This is a genomic window from Streptomyces griseochromogenes, assembly GCF_001542625.1.
Taxonomy (GTDB): domain Bacteria; phylum Actinomycetota; class Actinomycetes; order Streptomycetales; family Streptomycetaceae; genus Streptomyces; species Streptomyces griseochromogenes.
The window spans coordinates 3030749-3050339 of the sequence record NZ_CP016279.1 but is presented as its reverse complement, the minus strand read 5'-3'; the positions used below and the strand labels follow the sequence as shown (position 1 = coordinate 3050339).

General features: G+C 70.7%; 16 protein-coding genes and 1 pseudogene. 14 read left to right on the top strand and 3 right to left on the bottom strand.

Annotated elements, in window-relative coordinates; genetic code table 11:
- Window positions 1-5: 5 nt before the first annotated feature.
- The 12 genes from AVL59_RS12940 (at window position 6) to AVL59_RS12885 (ending at window position 12644) form a co-directional block, all read left to right on the top strand.
- Window positions 6-1253: an MCE family protein gene (locus AVL59_RS12940; RefSeq protein ID WP_079147385.1), complete on the top strand. Its 1248-nt coding sequence runs from the start codon at window positions 6-8 to the stop codon at window positions 1251-1253.
- Window positions 1250-2290: an MCE family protein gene (locus tag AVL59_RS12935; RefSeq protein ID WP_067303055.1), complete on the top strand. Its 1041-nt coding sequence runs from the start codon at window positions 1250-1252 to the stop codon at window positions 2288-2290. The genes AVL59_RS12940 and AVL59_RS12935 overlap by 4 nt, the downstream gene beginning before the upstream one ends.
- A gap of 122 nt (window positions 2291-2412) precedes the next feature.
- On the top strand, window positions 2413-3483 hold the full coding sequence (locus tag AVL59_RS12930; protein ID WP_237281495.1) for an MCE family protein: 1071 nt from the start codon (window positions 2413-2415) through the stop codon (window positions 3481-3483).
- A complete protein-coding gene (locus tag AVL59_RS12925) occupies window positions 3480-4589 on the top strand; it encodes an MCE family protein (RefSeq protein WP_208870364.1) in 1110 nt (369 codons plus the stop codon). Before AVL59_RS12930 ends, AVL59_RS12925 begins: the two co-directional genes overlap by 4 nt.
- Window positions 4586-5860, top strand: a complete 1275-nt coding sequence (locus tag AVL59_RS12920) for an MCE family protein (protein ID WP_067303052.1) — start codon at window positions 4586-4588, stop codon at window positions 5858-5860. The genes AVL59_RS12925 and AVL59_RS12920 overlap by 4 nt, the downstream gene beginning before the upstream one ends.
- Window positions 5857-7131 carry an MCE family protein gene (locus tag AVL59_RS12915; protein WP_067303049.1) on the top strand — a complete coding sequence of 425 codons (1275 nt, stop codon included), beginning with the start codon at window positions 5857-5859 and terminating at the stop codon, window positions 7129-7131. Before AVL59_RS12920 ends, AVL59_RS12915 begins: the two co-directional genes overlap by 4 nt.
- Window positions 7128-7616: a hypothetical protein gene (locus AVL59_RS12910; protein ID WP_237281494.1), complete on the top strand. Its 489-nt coding sequence runs from the start codon at window positions 7128-7130 to the stop codon at window positions 7614-7616. The genes AVL59_RS12915 and AVL59_RS12910 overlap by 4 nt, the downstream gene beginning before the upstream one ends.
- 36 nt (window positions 7617-7652) lie before the next feature.
- The gene (locus tag AVL59_RS12905; RefSeq protein ID WP_067303043.1) at window positions 7653-8420 is read left to right on the top strand and encodes a hypothetical protein; all 768 of its coding nucleotides are present in this window, start codon (window positions 7653-7655) and stop codon (window positions 8418-8420) included.
- Window positions 8421-8568: 148 nt separating this feature from the next.
- Complete coding sequence (locus AVL59_RS12900) at window positions 8569-9408, top strand: TIM barrel protein (protein WP_067303040.1); 840 nt, start codon at window positions 8569-8571, stop codon at window positions 9406-9408.
- Between the two features lie 43 nt (window positions 9409-9451).
- Entirely contained in the window at window positions 9452-10345 is an 894-nt protein-coding gene (locus tag AVL59_RS12895) for a 2-hydroxy-3-oxopropionate reductase (RefSeq protein ID WP_067303037.1), read from the top strand.
- A gap of 207 nt (window positions 10346-10552) precedes the next feature.
- The gene (locus AVL59_RS12890; protein ID WP_067303035.1) at window positions 10553-12010 is read left to right on the top strand and encodes a catalase; all 1458 of its coding nucleotides are present in this window, start codon (window positions 10553-10555) and stop codon (window positions 12008-12010) included.
- A gap of 400 nt (window positions 12011-12410) precedes the next feature.
- Window positions 12411-12644, top strand: coding sequence for a hypothetical protein (locus tag AVL59_RS12885; protein WP_067303032.1), 234 nt, complete (start codon window positions 12411-12413; stop codon window positions 12642-12644).
- Between the two features lie 256 nt (window positions 12645-12900).
- Here the strand turns inward: AVL59_RS12885 and gcl are convergent, their stop codons facing one another.
- Complete coding sequence (gene gcl, locus AVL59_RS12880; RefSeq protein WP_099053053.1) at window positions 12901-14688, bottom strand: glyoxylate carboligase; 1788 nt, start codon at window positions 14686-14688, stop codon at window positions 12901-12903.
- A 195-nt stretch (window positions 14689-14883) separates the two neighbouring features.
- Between gcl and AVL59_RS12875 the strand changes: the two genes are divergently transcribed.
- Complete coding sequence (locus AVL59_RS12875) at window positions 14884-15579, top strand: hypothetical protein (protein ID WP_067317206.1); 696 nt, start codon at window positions 14884-14886, stop codon at window positions 15577-15579.
- Window positions 15580-15583: 4 nt separating this feature from the next.
- Here AVL59_RS12875 and AVL59_RS12870 read toward each other — a convergent pair whose 3' ends face one another.
- The gene (locus tag AVL59_RS12870) at window positions 15584-17173 is read right to left on the bottom strand and encodes an AMP-binding protein (RefSeq protein ID WP_067303026.1); all 1590 of its coding nucleotides are present in this window, start codon (window positions 17171-17173) and stop codon (window positions 15584-15586) included.
- The gene (locus AVL59_RS12865) at window positions 17170-18843 is read right to left on the bottom strand and encodes an AMP-binding protein (protein ID WP_067303023.1); all 1674 of its coding nucleotides are present in this window, start codon (window positions 18841-18843) and stop codon (window positions 17170-17172) included. The genes AVL59_RS12870 and AVL59_RS12865 overlap by 4 nt, the downstream gene beginning before the upstream one ends.
- 188 nt (window positions 18844-19031) lie before the next feature.
- Here AVL59_RS12865 and AVL59_RS12860 point away from each other — a divergent pair.
- Window positions 19032-19511, top strand: a pseudogene (locus AVL59_RS12860) (helix-turn-helix transcriptional regulator); the annotation flags it as partial.
- Window positions 19512-19591: the final 80 nt, after the last annotated feature.

The following is a 19591-nucleotide window of genomic DNA, read 5'->3' as shown; positions in this document are numbered from 1 at the left end:
GGCCGGTGAGAACGCTGAGACTCAGGCTCTACGGCATCACGTTCCTGGCCGTGCTCGCGCTGCTGCTGTCGCTCGCGGTCGCCTTCTACCAGCAGGCGTTCACGTCCGTCGTGCGGATCACCCTGGAGGCCGACGCCCTCGGCAACCAGCTCGATCCCCGCGCCGACGTCAAGCTGCGCGGGCTGCTGGTGGGCGAAGTGCGCGAGGTGCACGCCGACGGCACCAGGGCCACGCTCGACATCGCGCTCAAGCCGCGGTACGTGGCGTACATCCCCTCGGACGTTCATGCCCGCCTGCTGCCCAAGACGCTGTTCGGCGAGAAGTACGTCGACCTCGTGGCGCCCGCCCGCTCCGCCGCCAGGCCGATCCGCGCCGGGGACGTCATCACCCAGGACCGCACGAAGGTCGGCATCGAGGTGCAGCAGCTGATGAACGACCTGCTGCCGTTGCTGCGGACCGTCCGGCCGGGTGAACTCGACGCCGCCCTCTCGGCGTTCGCCACCGCGCTGGAGGGCCGCGGCGACCGGATCGGCGACAACCTCACCCGGGTCGAGGGCTATCTGCGCCGTCTGAACCCGTACCTGCCCTCCCTCAAGGAGGACATCTCGCGCTTCGCGGACGTCGCCGAGGTCTACGGCGACGCCGCGCCCGACCTGATGCGGATCCTGCGCAACACGGTCACCACCAGCCGGACGATCGTGGACAAACAGGACCAGCTGGCCGCGGCACTCCGCTCGACCGCTTCCGTGGCGGGCACGGCCGACGATTTCCTGTCCGAGAACGGCGACCGGCTGATCACCCTGGGCCGGGTCTCCCGCCCCACACTGGAGCTCTTCGCCCGCTACTCCCCCGAGTACCCGTGCCTGTTCCAGGGTCTGGCCCGGCAGGAGAAGGCGTCGGAGGAGGCGTTCCGGGGCGGGGAGATGCGGATCACCCTCGAAGTCGTCCGGCCGCAGGGGGCGTACCGGCCCGGTGAGGAACCTGTCTACGGCGAGCGGTCGGGCCCGAACTGCCGTGGCCTGCCGCATCCGCAGGTGCCCGGCCCGAAGCCCCATCTCGACGACGGTACGTCGGCCGGAAGTCCGGGCGGCGCGCTCCCCGGAGGTGTCACCGTGTCCGCCACCGAGGCCGAGCAGCGGGCCGTCGGCTCGCTCGTGGCCCCCGTCATGGGCGTCCCCGCCGACCAGGTGCCGCCCGTCGCGACCCTGCTGTTCGGGCCGCTCGCCCGCGGAACGGCGGTGAGTGTCGCATGAGCAGGGCAGGAACCCGGCAGACAGCCGCCCCGCTGGTCAAGTTCAGCCTCTTCGCACTGGTCACGATCGCGGCGACGGCGCTGCTCGCCGCCACCATCGTCAACATCTCCTTCACCCCCAAGGACACCTACCACGCGGTGTTCACCGACGTGACCGGGCTTGAGACCGGCGACGACATCAGGGTGGCCGGTGTGCGGGTCGGGGAGGTCGGGGACATCCGGATCAAGGACCGGACCCTGGCGGAGGTCACCTTCACCGTCACCGCGGACCGGCCGCTGCTCGCCGGCACCCACGCGGTCGTCCGCTACCGCAACCTGGTCGGGCAGCGGTACATCGCGCTGACCGAGGGCACCGGCGACGTCACCGCGAAGCTGCGGCCGGGCGGCACCATCCCGCTGTCCCGGACCCGGCCGGCGCTCGACCTCAACGCCCTGCTGAACGGCTTCAAGCCGCTGTTCGCCGCGCTCAGCCCGAACGACGTCAACCAGCTCGCCACCGAGATCATCCAGACCCTCCAGGGCGAGGGCGGCACGGTGAACAGCCTGCTCGCGCACACGGCCTCGCTCACCACGACGCTCGCCGACCGCGACCGGCTGATCGGCTCGGTGATCGACAACCTCAACACCGTCCTCGGAACACTCGACAAGCGCGGATCCCGCTTCTCCGGGCTGCTCACGCAGCTGCGCCGGGTGATCTCGGGGCTGTCCGCCGACCGCAGGCCCATCGGGGAGTCCCTGGTGAGCATCGGCGACCTCACGGACGTCACGTCGGGACTGCTGAAGGACGCGCGTGAGCCGCTGAAGGACGACATCGCCGGGCTCGGCGAGCTCACCGGAACGCTGGACAAGAACGAGAACACCGTGGAGGGCGTCCTGAAGCGGCTGCCGAACAAGCTCGACAAGCTGACCGGGACGGCGTCCTACGGCTCCTGGTTCAACTTCTACCTCTGCGACTTCGACGGCCGGATCGTGCTGCCGAAGACGAAGCAGGTGATCACCCCGGAGCTGCACGTGGCACGGGCGAGGTGTGGCGGATGAGACTGCGTGTCCCAAGGCGGCGCCGCCGCCCCGAGCCTCTGGTGAAGGTACACGTCCTGCCACCGAAGCTGCCGAAACTCCCCCGGCTGCTGCCGAAACGCAAGCCCCGCCCCCAACCCCTCGTGAAAGTACGCGTCCTGCCGCCGAAGCTGCCCGGCATCCGGCTGAAGCGCCCCCGGCCGAAGCCCTTCCGGGTGGGGGCACCTCCCACGCCTTTCGGGCAGTGGGGGAACAACCCGGTCGTCGTCGGCGCCGTCGGCCTCACCGTCCTCGCGCTGCTCACGGTCGCCGCGTTCAACGCCGACAGCCTGCCGCTGATCGGCGGCGGCGAGACGTACGGCGCGGCCTTCTCGGAGGCCGGCGGGCTCAAGCCGGGCGACGAGGTACGGATCGCGGGCGTCAAGGTCGGCAAGGTCGAGGACGTCGGCCTGGACGGCGACCACGTCGAGGTCACCTTCAAGGTGAAGGGCCGCCCGGCGCTCGGCACCGACACGGGCGCCTCGATCCGGGTCAAGACGATCCTCGGCGCGAAGTACCTGGCCCTGTACCCGAAGGGGCGAGGCCGGTTGAGGCCCGGCAGCGAGATCCCGCTCCGGCGCACCGTCTCGGCGTACGACGTCGTCCAGGCCTTCAGCGACCTGACGACCACCACCGAGGACGTCGACACGGACCGCCTTGCCAAGGCGCTGGACACGATCTCCGTCACCTTCCAGGACTCACCCGGGGAGGTACGGGCGTCGATCAAGGGCCTGTCGCGGATCTCCCGGACCGTCGCCGCCCGCGACAGGGCACTGCGCGGGCTCCTCGACCACGCGAACGGAGTGACCAAGGTGCTGGCAGGCCACACAAAGGACTTCTCCGCGCTGGTGAAGGACGGCGACGCGCTGTTCAAGGAGATCGGCAAGCGGCGTGCGGCGATCCACCAGCTGCTCAAGAGCTCCGCGCTGCTGGGCGTCGAGCTCTCCGGCCTGGTCGACGACAACAGCAAGGAGATCGGGCCCGCCCTGAAGAACCTCGGCACCTTCGTGAAGATGCTCGAACGCAACCAGGCGAGCCTCGATCGCAGCGTCCAGCTGCTCGCCCCCTACGTGCGGCTCTTCACCAACACCCTCGGCAACGGCCGCTGGTTCGACTCCTACATCCAGAACCTGGTCGCCGCCCCGGTCACGCCACGGGCGGGAGGCACCCGATGACCCGCAGACTCCTGGCCCTGTGCACCGCGCTGGCCGTCCTCGTGGCGCTCGCGGTGGTCCTGTGGCCGCACTCCGGCACCGTGCGGGTCACCGCGTACTTCCCGCGCACCGTCGGCATCTACCCCGGCTCGGACGTCCGCGTCCTCGGCGTCCGCATCGGCGAGGTCAGGAAGATCACACCGGAAGGCGGCCGGGTACGGGTGGAGCTGGAGTACGACCAGGGCCGCAAGGTCCCCGCGGACGCGCAGGCGGCCATCGTCAACTCCTCGGTGGTCAGCGACCGTTACGTACAGCTGCTGCCGGCGTACCGCAAGGGCGCGGTCCTGCGGGACGGCGACGTCATCCCCGAGTCCCGTACGGCCGTCCCCGTCGAGCTGGACCGGATCTTCGACAGCCTGCACACGACCGCCGAGGCACTCGGCCCGAACGGCGCCGGCAAGAAGGGCTCACTGTCCCGGCTGCTCGGGGTGAGCGCGGACAACCTCAAGGGACAGGGCGAGAACCTCAACCGGACGGTCGAGGACCTCTCCCAGGCGGTGACCACGCTGTCCGACGGGCGCGGCAACCTGTTCGGGACCGTGCGGAACCTTCAGGTGTTCACGGCCGCGCTGGCGGCGGACGACCAGAGCGTGCGGTCGTTCGACACCGACCTCGCCGGCGTGGCCGCACAGCTCGCCGGGGAGCGCAAGGATCTCGCGGCCGCGCTGAAGTACCTGGCCGCCGCGCTCGGTGACGTGTCCGGCTTCGTGAAGGGCAACAAGAAGGCGCTGACCTCGGACGTCAAGGGTCTGGCCAAGGTCACCAAGGTGCTCGTCAGCCAACGGGCCGCACTGGAGGAGCTGTTGAGCGTCGCCCCGACGGGCCTGTCGAACCTGCAGAACGCCTACAACCCGGCCGCCGGCACCCTCGACACCCGCAACAACGCGCAGACCTCCCAGGACCCGGCGTCCCTGCTCTGCTCGCTCCTGAGGACGACCGGGGAGGACCACGACAACTGCGCCGGGCTGAAGAAGCTCTTCGGCTCCCTGCCCGAGGTGCCATCGGCCCCGGCGGGAACGGGCACGGTCGACAAGACCCTCGGTGGAATCCTGGGGGCACGGGCATGAGCGGGCTGCGCACGGGGCGGGTGGCCGCCTGGACGGCGGTCGGCTCGCTGCTGCTGACCGGCTGCGAGTTCAACGGCTGGTACGACGTCCCGCTCCCCGGCGGCGCCGCCTCGGACGGCCACGCCTACCACGTCACCGTCGACTTCCGGGACGTCCTGGACCTGGTGCCGCAGTCGGCGGTCAAGGTCGACGACGTCACCGTGGGCACGGTCGAGAAGGTGGCGCTGGACGGCTGGCACGCGCGCCTGCGGCTGCGGATCGCCGACTCGGTGAAGCTGCCCGGCAACGCGGTCGCCGACCTCAGGCAGACCAGCATGCTCGGCGAGAAGTACGTGGCGCTGTCCGCGCCGGCCGGCACCCGGCCCGTCGGACGGCTGCGCGACGGCGACCGCATCCCCCTCTCCCGCAGCGGCCGCAACCCGGAGGTCGAGGAAGTGCTGTCGGCCCTGTCCGCACTGCTCAACGGCGGCGGTGTGGCCCAGCTGAAGACCATCACCGTCGAGCTGAACAAGGCCATGAACGGCCGCGAGGACCGGGTCAGGTCGCTGCTGAGGCAACTCGACACGTTCCTCGGCGGCCTCGACGACCAGCGGGCGGAGATCGTGCGCGCGCTCAAGGGCGTGGACCGGCTGGCCAAGCGGCTGCGGAAGGAGAAGAGGACCATCGCCCAGGCCGTCGACACCATGCCGCCCGCCCTGAAGGCTCTCGCCGACCAGCGCCGGGACCTGACGAAGATGCTCACCGGCCTGTCCAGGCTCGGCAGAACCGGCACCAGGGTGGTCAACGCTTCCCGGGACGACACCGTCGCCGATCTCAAGGAGCTGCGGCCCGTCCTTCAGCAGCTGAACAAGGCAGGCGACGACCTGCCCGACTCCCTTGAGATCCTCACCACTTACCCCTTCCCGCGCAACGCCGCCGACGCCGTCAAGGGCGACTACGTCAACCTGAAGATCACCGCCGACCTCGATCTGGCGGGCCTCTACGGCAACGTCGACGGCACACCGGGCAAGGGCGGGAAGTCCCCGGAGCCAGGGCCCCCGAGCCTGCCCCGCGTCCCCGCTCCCACCCCCCTCCCGTCCCTGCCGGACACCCCGTCCCTGCCCGACACCCCGTCCGTGCCGGCCGTGCCCTCGAAGCCTTCCGACGGCAGCACCCTGCTGTGTCCACCGGTGTGCACCGCCGCCTACGGCGCCGGCGACGGCTCACGCCGCCTCCCGCCCGGGGTCGACCTCGGCCTCGCCGAGCTGATGCTGAAGGGGATACTGCCGTGATCACACGTACGGTCAGGGCCCAGTTGCTCGCCTTCGCGACCGTCACCGCCCTCGGGGTGTCGTACGTCGGTGCCCGGTACACGGGCCTGGTGGACGACGTCCTGCACCGCGGTTACACCGTGCGCGCCGACTTCGCCGAGTCCGGGGGCGTCTTCCCCGGCGCCGAGGTCACCTACCGGGGTGTGCCGGTGGGCCGCGTGGGCGATCTCCGACTGACCGGGTCCGGGATCTCGGTGGCCCTGAAGATCGAGGACGGTGCCCCGAGGATCCCGGCCGACACGCTCGCGGTGATCGCCGACCGTTCGGCGGTCGGCGAGCAGTACGTCGACCTCCAGCCGCGGCGGTCGGGCGGACCGTACCTCCTCGACGGCAGCCCCATCCCGCGCAACCGCACCCGGACCCCACTGCCGGTCACCGACCTGGTCCTCAGCCTCGACCGGCTGGTCAACTCGGTCGGCAAGGGCGATCTGCGCGTGACCGTCGACGAGCTGGGCAAGGCTTTCGCCGGCACCGGACCGAACCTGAGCCGCCTGGTGGACTCCGGCAACGCGCTGGTGGAGTCGGCGTCCGACTCGCTCCCGGAGACGACCTCGCTGATCGAGGACTCGCGGAAGGTGCTCCGGACACAGGCGGACCAGGGCTCGGCGATCAAGTCGTTCTCCCGCGACCTGGCCGGGCTCACCGAGCAGCTGAAGTCGAGCGACGGCGATCTGCGCCGGCTGATCGGCACTACGGTGCCCGCGACGCAGGAGGTCGATTCCCTGCTGAAGTCCACACGGCCGCACGTGCCCGCCCTGCTGGCCAACCTCATCAGCGGCGGCCAGGTCACCGTGGCCCGGCTGCCCGGCGTCGAGCAGGCCCTGGTCACCCTCCCGATCACGGTCGCGGGCAGCTACACGGTGATCCCCGGCGACGGCACCACCCACTTCGGGCTGACCGTGAACGCCGGCGATCCGCCCGCGTGCACCCAGGGCTACGGCACCCAGCGCCGCGACCCCGCCGACACCGGCACCCGCCCGGCGAACACCCACGCGCGCTGTACCGCACCGCGCGGGAGCAAGACCTCGGTGCGGGGCGCACAGAACGCCCCCGGCGCGACGACCGGTCCGGCCGGCGCGAACCAGGCCGCGTTCGTGGCCCCGTACGACCCGGAGACCGGCACCGTGACCGGCCCGGACGGCACGCCCGTCGAGATCGGCTCGACGGGCGGCGAACAGACCGTGTTCGGAAAGGAGTCGTGGCAATGGCTGCTCGTGGGACCGATGGCATGAGAGAGGGACGGGTGAGGCTGCTGTCGGCGGGGCTCGTCGCCGCGACCGTACTGACGACCGCGCTGTGTGTCTGGCTGGGCCTGCAGCTGTCCGGCCGGCACGGGGCGGAGCAGCGCCGTCAGGACATCCTGGCGGCGGCCCGCCAGTCGGCGCTGAACTTCACCTCGCTCGACTACCGGCACTACGACCGGGACGGCCGCACCGTGCTGAAGGGCGCCACCGGCGACTTCAAGAAGCAGTTCGCCGCGCAGACCGAGCAGCTGACGAAGCTCGTCGCGCAGAACAAGTCGGTGTCCGAGGGGCAGGTCCTGGAAGCGGGCATCGTGCGGTCCGACGAGCGTTCGGCCCGGGTCCTGGTCGTGGCCGACAGCAAGGTGACCAACACCGCCGCCCCCGAGGGCCAGGCGCGCACCTACCGGCTGCAGCTCGACCTCGTGCGCGTGGCCGGCCGCTGGCTGACCTCCGACCTCGCGTTCGTGGGCTGACCCACCGGACTGCCCCCACCAGTAAGGAGAGACACCGTGGCGAACCCGACCTCCCGCACCCGCGGCACCGGCTCCCCGGCCCGCCGCAGCATGACAGCGGCCGCCCGCGCGGCAGCCAAGCGCGCCGGGCGGCTGGAGCACCCTGAGCACGGCGCCCGCCCGGAAGAGGAGGCTCCCCCCGGACGCACCCTGCTCGTCGAGCCCCCGGCGGGCGGCTGGGAGGACCCGCCGGAGCCCGGGTCGCCCGAGTCGCGCGAGTCGCCCGAGGAGGAGGCGGACGCGAGCGCGCCCCCGCGCACGGCCGGGCGGGGCGTGTTCACCGCGGTGCTGGGCGTCGTCCTCATGGCGGTCCTGGCCGTGGCCGCCGTCCTCGGGTGGCAGTACCGGGAGGGGCGGCAGGCGGAGGAGGCCCGGGGCGCGGCCCTCGCGGCCGTTCGGAAAGCCGCGCCGGTCGTGCTCTCGTACGACTACCGGCACCTGGACCGTGACTTCACCCGGGCCCGCGCCCTGCTGACCGGGCACTTCCGCGACGAGTACGACAGGACCACGAAGACGGTGGTCGCGCCGACCGCGACGAAGTACCACGGCACGGTGAAGGCGACCGTGGCCACACCCGCCGACGGCGGCGCCCCGGCGGTCTCCGTCGTGTCGGCCACGCCGGACAAGGCCGTCGTCCTGCTCTTCGTCGACCAGGTCACCGTGAGCACACAGGTCCCGGAGCCCCGTCTGGACCTGAACCGGGTGCGCATGACGCTCACCCGCACCTCCGGCGGCTGGAAGGTGAGCGGCGTCGACGCCCTCTGACCAGGCCTGCGTCAGTGCCCCCGCGCAGTACGCGCGGGGGCACTTTTTCGTGGGATCTCTTGACAGCCCCGCCCCCTCACAGGCAGTCTTCCATTAAGCAGAAACAAGTTTCCGCTATACGGAATTCAAGGAAGGGAGCGCCGCCCCAGTGGGATTCGCAGACCAGCGCTTCAACGTCAACCTGTCGATCCTCTTCACGGAACTCCCGCTCCTGGAGCGCCCCGCGGCCGCCGCCGCGGCGGGCTTCACCGCGGTCGAGCTGTGGTGGCCCTGGGTCGACGCCCCCACCCCCGAGCAGTCCGAGCTCGACGCCCTGAAGAAGGCGATCGAGGACGCCGGCGTCCAGCTCACGGGCCTGAACTTCTACGCCGGACAGCTGCCGGGCCCGGACCGCGGAGCCCTGTCGATCCCGGGCGAGGAGTCGGAGAAGTTCCGCGCCAACATCGACGTGGCCGTCACCTTCGCCGAGTCCGTCGGCTGCACCGCCTTCAACGCCCTGTACGGCAACCGCGTCGACGGCGTGGATCCGGCCGAGCAGGACGCGCTCGCCCTGGAGAACCTGACCCTCGCGGCCCGGGCCGTCGACCGGATCGGCGGGACCCTGCTGATCGAGGCCCTCAACCAGCCCGAGTCGCCGAAGTGCCCGATCGTGAGCGCGCCCAAGGCGATCGAGATCGTGGACAAGGTCAACGAGGCGACGGGCCTCGGGAACGCGAAGTTCCTGATGGACCTGTACCACCTGTCCATGAACGGCGAGGACCTGCCTTCGGTGATCGAGCGGTACGCGGCGAAGACCGGGCACGTGCAGATCGCCGACAACCCCGGCCGCGGCGCCCCCGGCACGGGCGCGCTCCCGCTTCAGGAGCTGCTCGACCAGCTGAAGAAGGCCGGTTACGACGGCTGGGTGGGCCTGGAGTACAAGGCCGGCGACCGCCCGAGCGCCGAGTCCTTCGAGTGGCTCCCGCGCGAAGCGCGTGCCGCGCGCTGAACCCCCTGACTTTGCAAGGCAGTTGAGAGAGGCACCCCCAATCATGAGCAGCAACCTTCCCAAGATCGCGTGGATCGGCCTCGGCATCATGGGCTCCCCCATGTCCGAGAACCTGATCAAGGCGGGTTACCAGGTCACCGGCTTCACCCTGGAGCAGGACAAGCTGGACCGCCTGACCGCCGCCGGAGGCACCGCGGCCGGCTCGATCGCCGACGCCGTGCGCGACGCCGACGTGATCATCACCATGGTGCCCGCCTCCCCGCACGTCGAGGCCATCTCCTACGGCCCCGACGGCATCCTGGAGAACGCCAGGCAGGGCGCCCTGCTGATCGACATGTCCTCGATCACCCCGCAGACCTCCGTGGACCTGGCGAAGGCGGCCCAGGGCAAGGGCATCCGTGTCCTCGACGCCCCCGTCTCCGGCGGTGAGGCCGGCGCCGTCGAGGCCGTACTGTCGATCATGGTCGGCGGCGAGCAGGCCGACTTCGACACCGCCAAGCCGATCTTCGAGGCGCTCGGCAAGACCATCGTGCTGTGCGGCCCGCACGGCTCCGGCCAGACCGTGAAGGCGGCCAACCAGCTGATCGTGGCCGTGAACATCCAGGCCTGCGCCGAGGCCGTGGTCTTCCTGGAGAAGTCGGGCGTGGACCTGGCGGCCGCGCTCGACGTCCTCAACGGAGGCCTGGCCGGCTCGACCGTGCTGACGCGCAAGAAGGACAACTTCCTCAACCGCGACTTCAAGCCGGGCTTCCGCATCGACCTGCACCACAAGGACATGGGCATCGTCACCGACGCCGCCCGCAATGTCGGCGCCGCACTGCCGGTCGGCGCCGTGGTCGCCCAGCTGGTCGCCTCGCTGCGCGCCCAGGGCGACGGAGGCCTCGACCACTCGGCGCTGCTGCGCGCCGTGGAGCGCCTGTCCGGCGCCCAGGTCTGACGGCCACCCGAGACTTCCGGGCCGCGGTGCCGCTGACATCTGTCCTGTCGCGCCCAGGCGTCACCGCGGCCCGGAATCAAGTTCAACAAACTGTTGACGTCTCGTTCACCCAAATCTAGGCTCACGCCAGCGGAAGCTCCATAAAGCGGAAGTCTCTTTCCGAACGTTCCGAAGATTCCCGCTGCCCTCTCGCACGGAAGGTCCACGATGTCGAAGCGCGTGCTCACGACAGAGTCCGGCGCCCCGGTCGCCGACAACCAGAACTCAGCCTCGGCCGGCGTCGGCGGCCCGCTGCTTCTCCAGGACCAGCACCTCCTGGAGAAGCTGGCGCGCTTCAACCGCGAGCGGATCCCGGAGCGTGTGGTGCACGCCCGCGGCTCCGGCGCGTACGGCCACTTCGAGGTGACGGACGACGTCACCGGCTTCACCCACGCCGACTTCCTGAGCGCGATCGGCAAGCGCACCGAGGTGTTCCTGCGCTTCTCCACGGTCGCCGACTCCCTCGGCGGCGCGGACGCGGTCCGCGACCCGCGCGGCTTCGCGGTGAAGTTCTACACCGAGGAGGGCAACTACGACCTCGTCGGCAACAACACCCCGGTGTTCTTCATCAAGGACCCGATCAAGTTCCCCGACTTCATCCACTCGCAGAAGCGGGACCCGTTCACCGGCAAGCAGGAGCCGGACAACGTCTGGGACTTCTGGGCGCACGCCCCCGAGGCGACGCACCAGGTGACCTGGCTGATGGGCGACCGCGGCATCCCGGCGTCGTACCGCCACATGAACGGCTACGGCTCGCACACCTACCAGTGGACGAACGCGCAGGGCGAGGCCTTCTTCGTCAAGTACCACTTCAAGACGAACCAGGGCATCCGCTGTCTGTCCGCGGAGCAGGGCGCCGAGCTGGCGGGCAAGGACCCCAACTCGCACCAGACGGACCTGCTGCAGGCCATCGAGCGGGGTGTGCACCCGTCCTGGACCCTGTACGTCCAGATCATGCCGGCGGCCGAGGCGGCGGACTACCGCTTCAACCCGTTCGACCTCACCAAGGTGTGGCCGCACAAGGACTACCCGCTGCAGCGGGTCGGCCGCCTGGTCCTCGACCGCAACCCGGACAACGTCTTCGCCGAGGTCGAGCAGGCCGCGTTCTCCCCGAACAACTTCGTTCCGGGCATCGGCCCCTCCCCCGACAAGATGCTCCAGGGCCGTCTGTTCGCCTATGCGGACGCGCACCGCTACCGCCTGGGCGTCAACCACACCCTGCTGGCCGTGAACGCCCCGAAGGCGACGACCGCGCAGAACTACGGCCGCGACGGCTTCATGGCGTCCAACGCCCAGGGCCGCCACGCCAAGAACTACGAGCCGAACTCGTACGACGGCCCGGTGGAGACCGGCCGCCCGCTGTCGGCCCCGCTGGCGGTCTCCGGCCACACGGGCACCCACGAGGCCCCGCTGCACACCAAGGACGACGCCTTCTTCCAGGCCGGCGAGCTGTACCGGCTGATGTCCGAGGAGGAGAAGCGGCGTCTGGTCGCGAACATCGCCGGCGGCCTCTCGCAGGTCTCCCGCGACGACGTGATCGAGAAGAACCTGGCCCACTTCCACGCCGCCGACCCGGACTACGGCAAGCGCGTGGAGGAGGCGGTCCGCGCCCTGCGCGAGGACTGAGGCCACGGACGGCGTCCGGGATCCGACGGGGAGGTCGGGCCCGGACGCGAACGACCCGCAACCGAGCGGTCCGGATGAGGGGTGACCACTCGGTACGGCGGGCAGGGCGAGGACCGCGGCGGCGTGCGAGCCAGTGCGGTGGTGAAGGATCCGAGTCCCTTCTCGACCAGAGGGAAAGGGTTCCCGGCTCCGTCGCATCCGCCGCGGTCCCCAGCCACGACCTCGGCACAGAGGTCCCCCGTCTCCGTCCGGCGGCGCGAATGTCCTGTCGCGCCCAGCCTCGTGCCGTCGGACGGCCAGCACACGAAACCGAAGCGCCCCCCTGCTCAGGGGGGCGCTTCACGCTGTCCCGGGACGCCTCCGGGGTGCGCGTCCGCCCCATCCGCAGGACGCTGAAGCCATGGGCAATCCGACGCAGTTTCCGCACATCGTGGTCCACGCTCCGGCCCTGGACGGCTCCCGCCGGGTCACCGAGGGTGAGGTCACCCTGGGACTCGCCTCCCACCTGGACGACGTCGTCGAGATCCTGCGGCTGGCCGACCTGGACCGGATCGAGGTCGAGGAGAGCGATCTCATCGAATGGCAGGGCGGCGGGCCGGACGACTGGCCGGGCCTGTCGGAGCACGAGGTCTAGCAACCGCGTACGGCAGCGTCCGTACTCGGTCTACGCAACCCTCAAATCAACCTCTGAACACCGCCGAGGAGGCTCCAACCGCCTCCGGAACAAGGCAGATTACCGACTGCACGGGACCCGCCGGCACGGGGGCGGCGGGCCCTGTGCGGGGCCCCGCACAGCGCGCGGGGGCGACGACCGACGCGAAGAGGCGACAACGCGAAGGGGCGGCCCGTCCCTCCTCGGGATGGGCCGCCCCTGGTGTGCGTCGGGCGGGTCAGACCTTCAGCGGCTTGACCGACGTCGGCGCGTGGCCGGGCTCGGTGGCCAGGTCCTCGAACTCGGAGATGTCGCTGATGTCCATGGTGCGGCTCATCGAGATGTTGGTGATCCGTTCCAGGATCGCCTCGACGACGACCGGCACCCGGTACTCGGCGGCCAGCTTCTTCGCCTCCTCGAAGGCGGCGCCCAGCTGGTCCGGCTCGGTGACCCGGATCGCCTTGCAGCCCAGGCCCTCGGCGACCTTGACGTGGTCGACGCCGTAGACGCCGAGCTCGGGCGCGTTGATGTTCTCGAATTCCAGGTTGACCTGGAAGTTGATGTCCAGGCCGATCTGCGCCTGACGGATCAGGCCCAGGTAGGCGTTGTTCACCAGGACGTGGACGTAGGGGATCCGGTGCTGCGCGGCGACCGCCAGCTCCTCGATCAGGAACTGGAAGTCGTAGTCGCCGGAGAGCGCGACGACCGGGGAGTCCGGGTCGGCCTTGGCGACGCCGATCGCGGCCGGAATGGTCCAGCCGAGCGGCCCCGCCTGGCCGCAGTTGATCCAGTGGCGCGGCTTGTAGACGTGCAGCATCTGCGCGCCGGCGATCTGCGAGAGGCCGATCGTGGTGACGTAGCGCGTCTCGGGGCCGAAGGCCTTGTTCATCTCCTCGTACACGCGCTGCGGCTTCATCGGCACGTTGTCGAAGTGGGTACGGCGCAGCAGGGTGGCTTTGCGCTCCTGGGTGGAGGCGACCCAGTCGGCGCGGTCAGGCAGCTTGCCCTCGGCCTTCAGCTCCTTGGCGACCTCGACGAACAGCTCCAGCGCGGCCTTGGCGTCGGAGACGACACCGTAGTCCGGCGGGAAGATCTTGCCGATCTGGGTGGGCTCGATGTCGACGTGGACGAACTTACGGCCCTGGCGGTAGACGTCGAGCTTGTAGCCGGTGTGGCGGTTGGCCCAGCGGTTGCCGATGCCGAGGACGAAGTCGGACTCCAGGAAGTTCGCGTTGCCGTAGCGGTGCGAGGTCTGGACGCCCACCATGCCCGCGTTCAGCTCGTGGTCGTCGGGCAGGGTGCCCCAGCCCATCAGGGTCGGGATGACGGGGGTCCGGGTCAGCTCCGCGAACTCGACCAGCAGGTCCGAGGCGTCGGCGCCGATGATGCCGCCGCCGGCGACGATCAGCGGGCGCTCGGACTCCAGCAGGAAGGAGATCGCCTTCTCGATCTGGGCGCGGGTCGCGGCCGGCTTGTAGACGGGCAGCGGCTCGTACGTCTCCGGGTCGAACTCGATCTCGGTGAGCTGGACGTCGATCGGCAGGTCGATCAGGACCGGCCCGGGACGGCCGGAGCGCATCAGGTGGAAGGCCTGCTGGAAGACGCCGGGGACCTGCGCGGCCTCCAGGACGGTGACCGCCATTTTGGTGACCGGCTTGGCGATCGAGGCGATGTCGACGGCCTGGAAGTCCTCCTTGTGGATCACGTGCGTGGGCGCCTGGCCCGTGATGCACAGGATCGGGACGGAGTCGCCGATGGCCGAGTACAGGCCGGTGATCATGTCGGTGCCGGCGGGGCCGGAGGTGCCGATGCAGACGCCGATGTTGCCCGGCTCGGTGCGGGTGTACCCCTCGGCCATGTGCGAGGCGCCTTCGACATGGCGGGCGAGGGTGTGGTTGATGCCGCCACCCTCCTTGAGGGCCTTGTAGAAGGGGTTGATCGCCGCGCCCGGCACACCGAAGGCGTCGGTGACGCCCTCGCGCTTGAGGATCTCAACTGCCGCGCGGGCAGCGGTCATACGAGCCATCGAGTACTCCTGCTTCGGCTGTCGGATGCGTACTCCCGTCGCGCCCCGCGGTAGCACTTCCGTATTGTGGAAAGTAATTTCTACTATCTGAAATCAATGTAGGCGCGGGCGCCAAAGGTCGTCAAGAGAGGGACACGGAGGGTCCGGCGAGAGCAGGATGGGAGCGCTGTTCTGACGCGACGCCTTGGAGTGGCCATGCCCGAGAGCGTGCCGTTGCGCTGTCCGGCCTGCCGGCGCGAACACGTCTACACCGCGCCTCCGTACCCCTGCGCCTGCGGCAGCCCCGCGGCCCCGCGGCTGGACCGGACGGCCGCACCTGTGGTGCGCGCGCACCGCGCCTGGGACGAGGAGTGGGTCACCGTGCGCTGCGCCGCCTGCGGCCGCCGGAACCAGTGGCCGCACCCGGAGCTGGGCTGCCCGTGCGGCACGGTCCTGCGGATTCCGGTGAGTGATGCCCCCGCGCCGGCCCGGCCCGAGGCGGACGCCGGGCTGACGGCTCCCGTCCGCCGTACGCCCTTCCGGCCGCTCACCATCCGTACCGCCCGGGACGCCGTCACCGTGGCCGCGCTCTATCTGCGCTGGCTCGGCTACCGGGACATCCGCCGCGCCGACCAGCGGCCCCCGTCCGGGATCGGGCTCGCCGCACCGGGCCTGGTCGCGCAGGTGGACCCGGCCGTGCGCCCGGCCTCCTCACGGGACGTGGAGTGCCTGTGGCTGACGGCGATGACGGAGTCGGCCGCGTGTGTCTACTTCTCCCTGTCCGGGTACGCCGAGGAGGCCCGCGCCCGCGCCGACACGCTGAGCGTCCCGCTGTTCGTCCTCGACCTCACGGGCACCCCGACGCCGGTCAACGGACCGGGCCGGGAGCTGTCCGAGTCGGGCGCGGGCTGACCGGTCAGAGGCCGTACTTCTCCCGCAGCTCCACCTTGCGCACCTTCCCGGACACCGTCATCGGGAAGGAGTCGAGGATCTGGAGCCTGCTCGGGATCTTGTAGTGGGCGAGCCGGTCCCGGCAGAAGGCGCGCAGATCCTCCAGGCTGAGCGGTTCGGCGGGGTCGCGCAGGATGACGCAGGCGAGGACCTCCTCGCCGTACCTCTCGTGCGGCACCCCGACGACCTGGACGTCCCTGATCCCGGGGTGGGCGTAGAGGAACTCCTCGATCTCTCGCGGGTAGACGTTCTCGCCGCCCCGGATGATCATGTCCTTGATCCGGCCGACGATCTCGACGTACCCGTCCTCACGCATCACCGCGAGGTCCCCGGTGTGCATCCAGCGGGCCGCGTCGACGGCCTCCGCGGTCTTCTCGGGCTCGTTCCAGTAGCCGAGCATCACGCTGTAGCCGCGGGTGCACAGCTCGCCCGCCGTGCCGCGCGGCTGCGTGACCCCGGTCACCGGGTCGACGACCTTGACCTCCAGGTGCGGCAGGACCCGGCCGACCGTCGCGGTGCGGTGCTCCAGGTCGTCGTCCCTGCGGGTCTGCAGGGAGACCGGGGAGGTCTCGGTCATGCCGTAGCAGATGGACACCTCCTCCATGTGCATCTCGGCGACCACCCGCTTCATCACCTCCACCGGGCAGGGCGAGCCCGCCATGATGCCGGTGCGCAGGGTGGAGAGGTCGTACGACGCGAAGTCGGGGAGGTTCAGCTCCGCGATGAACATGGTCGGGACGCCGTACAGGGAGGTGCAGCGCTCCCGCTGAACCGCCTCCAGGGTGGCCTCCGGGTCGAAGGACGGCGCCGGGATGACCATGCACGCGCCGTGCGAGGTCGCCGCCAGGTTGCCCATCACCATGCCGAAGCAGTGGTAGAAGGGCACGGGGACGCAGATCCGGTCCTGCTCGGTGTAGGCGATCAACTCACCCACGAAGTAACCGTTGTTGAGGATGTTGTGGTGGGAGAGGGTGGCGCCCTTCGGGAAGCCCGTCGTACCCGAGGTGTACTGGATGTTGATGGGGTCGTCGCAGGACAGCCGCTCGTACACCGCGTCACCGGTCCCGCGCTCCAGCAGCGCCGCCCAGCTCGGGTCGCCGATGTACACGACCTCGCGCAGCTCGGGGCAGCGGCCCCGCACCTGCTCGACCATCGCCCGGTAGTCGCTCGTCCGGTGGCTGAGGGAGGCGAAGAGGAGGGAGATCCCGGCCTGGCCCAGGACGTACTCGACCTCGTGGGTGCGGTAGGCCGGGTTGATGTTGACCATGATCGCGCCGATGCGGGCGGTGGCGTACTGGACCAGGACCCACTCCGGGCAGTTGACGGTCCAGATGCCCACCCGGTCGCCCTTGCCGACCCCGCTCGCGACCAGGGCCTGCGCCAGCTCCTCCACGTCCGCGGCGAAGCGGGCGTACGTCCAGCGCCGCCCCGACGGCACGTCGACGAGCGCCTCGCGGTCCGGCCAGGCGGCGACGGCCCGGTCCAGGTTGGCTCCGATGGTGTCCGCGAGCAGGACGACCGGGCTCGTTCCGTGCGTGTACGACGACTCGCTCACCGGAAGTCCTCCTCGCGGTACTCGTCGGCCGAGCCCGCGGCCGTCGCCTCGCGCAGCTCGATCCGGCGGATCTTGCCGGAGACGGTCTTGGGCAGGGGGGCGAACTCCAGGCGGCGGATGCGCTTGTAGGGGGCCAGCACCTCGCGGGAGTGCTCGAAGACGACCTTCGCGGTGTCCGGTCCGGGCTCCCAGCCCTCGGCCAGGACGATGTACGCCTTGGGTACCGCGAGGCGCAGTTCGTCGGGCGCGGGCACGACGGCCGCCTCGGCGACCGCCTCGTGCTCCAGCAGCGCGCTCTCCAGCTCGAACGGGCTGATCTTGTAGTCGGAGGCCTTGAAGACGTCGTCCGCGCGGCCGACGTAGGTCAGATAGCCGTCCGCGTCGCGGGCGGCGATGTCGCCGGTGCGGTAGTAGCCGCCGGCCATCGCCTCCGCCGTGCGGTCGGGGTCGCCGTGGTAGCCGGCCATCACGCCCACCGGACCGCCGGAGAGATCGAGGGCGATCTCGCCCTCGTCGGCGCCGGGGGCGCCGGTGACCGGGTCGAGGAGTTCGACGCGGTAGCCGGGGCTCGGCCGGCCCATGGAACCCGTCTTCAGCCGCTGGCCGGGGCTGTTGGAGACCTGTACGGCGGTCTCGGTCTGGCCGAAGCCGTCCCGGACGGTGACGCCCCAGGCCCGCCGGACCTGCTCGATGACCTCCGGGTTGAGCGGTTCGCCGGCGGCGACGGCCTCGCGCGGCGGGGTGGCGAGCCGGCTCAGGTCGGACTGGATCAGCATCCGCCACACGGTCGGCGGGGCGCAGAACGTGGTGACCCCGCCTCGGTCCATCTCGGCCATCAGACGGGCCGCGTCGAAGCGGCTGTAGTTGTGGATGAAGACCGTCGCCTCGGCGTTCCAGGGGGCGAACAGGTTGGACCAGGCGTGCTTGGCCCAACCCGGCGAGGAGATGTTCAGATGCACGTCGCCTGGCTTGAGGCCGATCCAGTACATGGTGGCCAGGTGGCCGATCGGGTACGAGGTGTGGGTGTGCTCGACCAGCTTGGGGCGGGCGGTCGTCCCGGAGGTGAAGTACAGCATCAGCGGGTCGTCGGCCAGGGTGGGGCCGTCCGGGACGAACTCGGCGGGGGCGGCGTACGCGTCCTCGTACGACTCCCAGCCCTCGCCCGCCGGGCCGCCGACCGCGATGCGGGTGTAGGAGCCGGGCACGTCCGCGAACTTGGCGGCGTCCTCGGCCCGGACGAGCACATGCCCGACCCGGCCCCGCTCGACGCGGTCGCGCAGATCGGCGGGGCCGAGCAGCGGGGTGGCCGGAATGACCACCGCGCGCAGCTTCAGCGCGGCCAGCGCGGTCTCCCACAGCTCCGTCTGGTTGCCGAGCATCACGAGGACGCGGTCCTCGGCGGCCACGCCCCGCGCGCGCAGGTGGTTCGCCACCCGGTTCGAGCGTTCCGCCATCTCGGCGAAGGAGAGGCGGACCTCGCTGCCGTCCTCCTCCACGATGTGCAACGCGGTCCGGTCGTTGCCGTCGGCGATCACGTCGAACCAGTCCAGCGCCCAGTTGAAGCGTTCGGGCCGCGGCCAGGCGAAGCCCGCGTAGGCGGTGGCGTAGTCCTCGCGGTGCTCCAGCAGGAAGTCCCTCGCGCCGCGGAACAGCTCGGTCGCCGTCGTCATTGGTTGTCCTCCTATGTGCCGGACCATTGCCGGGCGGCTCTGTGGCATCGTCTAATCCGTGATGCAGGTCTCACTACCCCCGAACGGGGGTGTGGTCCACACGTACGGGGGTCAAGTCCGCATGTGAGCCGCGCCGAAGGAGCGATCAGGTGGCAGCAGAAGCCATGGACGCGGTGGAGATACGCGGCGCGCTGACCCGGCCGTGCGCGGTGACGGACTGCTCCAGCTCCCCGCAGATCACCCACGAGTACGACGCGAAGGTGGCGGCGGAGGGCATCCGCTCGGTGCTCGCGGTGCCGGTGGTGGTGGTGCGGCGCCGGGTGCGCGGGGTGCTCTACGGCGCGCTGCGCCGACCCGGCCTCCCTCATGCCTTGGCGCCGCGCGCGCCGGCGCCCCGGATCGCCGAGCCGGCTCTGCGCCCCGAACTGCTCGCGGCCTGCGGGCTGTTGACGGTGGCGCGCCCGGCCGGCGGCGCGAGCCTGGCGCCGCGCGAGCCGGACGTGCTGTCCTGGGTGGCGGCGGGTGCCACCGACGCGGCCGTGGCCGAACGGCTGGGCCTGCGCCCGGAGACGGTGAAGGGGTATCTGCGCTCGGCCATGCGGAAGCCGGGCGCGCACACACGAGGGGAGGCGGTGAGCGCGGCACGCCGGGCGGGACTGCTGCCGTAAGGAAACCTTCCCATTCATGGGATGCTGCCTTGAATTTCCCTATGCGTGACCGTTTGTTATTTCCCTCACCACAGCTTCCG

Excerpts from the sequence above, each read along its gene's own strand:
- AVL59_RS12875 (WP_067317206.1), top strand. The coding sequence starts at position 14,884 with ATGCCCGAGAGCGTGCCGTTGCGCTGTCCGGCCTGCCGGCGCGAACAC.
- AVL59_RS12895 (WP_067303037.1), top strand. The coding sequence starts at position 9,452 with ATGAGCAGCAACCTTCCCAAGATCGCGTGGATCGGCCTCGGCATCATG.
- AVL59_RS12890 (WP_067303035.1), top strand. The coding sequence starts at position 10,553 with ATGTCGAAGCGCGTGCTCACGACAGAGTCCGGCGCCCCGGTCGCCGAC.
- AVL59_RS12865 (WP_067303023.1), bottom strand. The coding sequence starts at position 18,843 with ATGACGACGGCGACCGAGCTGTTCCGCGGCGCGAGGGACTTCCTGCTG.
- AVL59_RS12925 (WP_208870364.1), top strand. The coding sequence starts at position 3,480 with ATGACCCGCAGACTCCTGGCCCTGTGCACCGCGCTGGCCGTCCTCGTG.
- AVL59_RS12920 (WP_067303052.1), top strand. The coding sequence starts at position 4,586 with ATGAGCGGGCTGCGCACGGGGCGGGTGGCCGCCTGGACGGCGGTCGGC.
- AVL59_RS12910 (WP_237281494.1), top strand. The coding sequence starts at position 7,128 with ATGAGAGAGGGACGGGTGAGGCTGCTGTCGGCGGGGCTCGTCGCCGCG.
- gcl (WP_099053053.1), bottom strand. The coding sequence starts at position 14,688 with ATGGCTCGTATGACCGCTGCCCGCGCGGCAGTTGAGATCCTCAAGCGC.
- AVL59_RS12935 (WP_067303055.1), top strand. The coding sequence starts at position 1,250 with ATGAGCAGGGCAGGAACCCGGCAGACAGCCGCCCCGCTGGTCAAGTTC.
- AVL59_RS12885 (WP_067303032.1), top strand. The coding sequence starts at position 12,411 with ATGGGCAATCCGACGCAGTTTCCGCACATCGTGGTCCACGCTCCGGCC.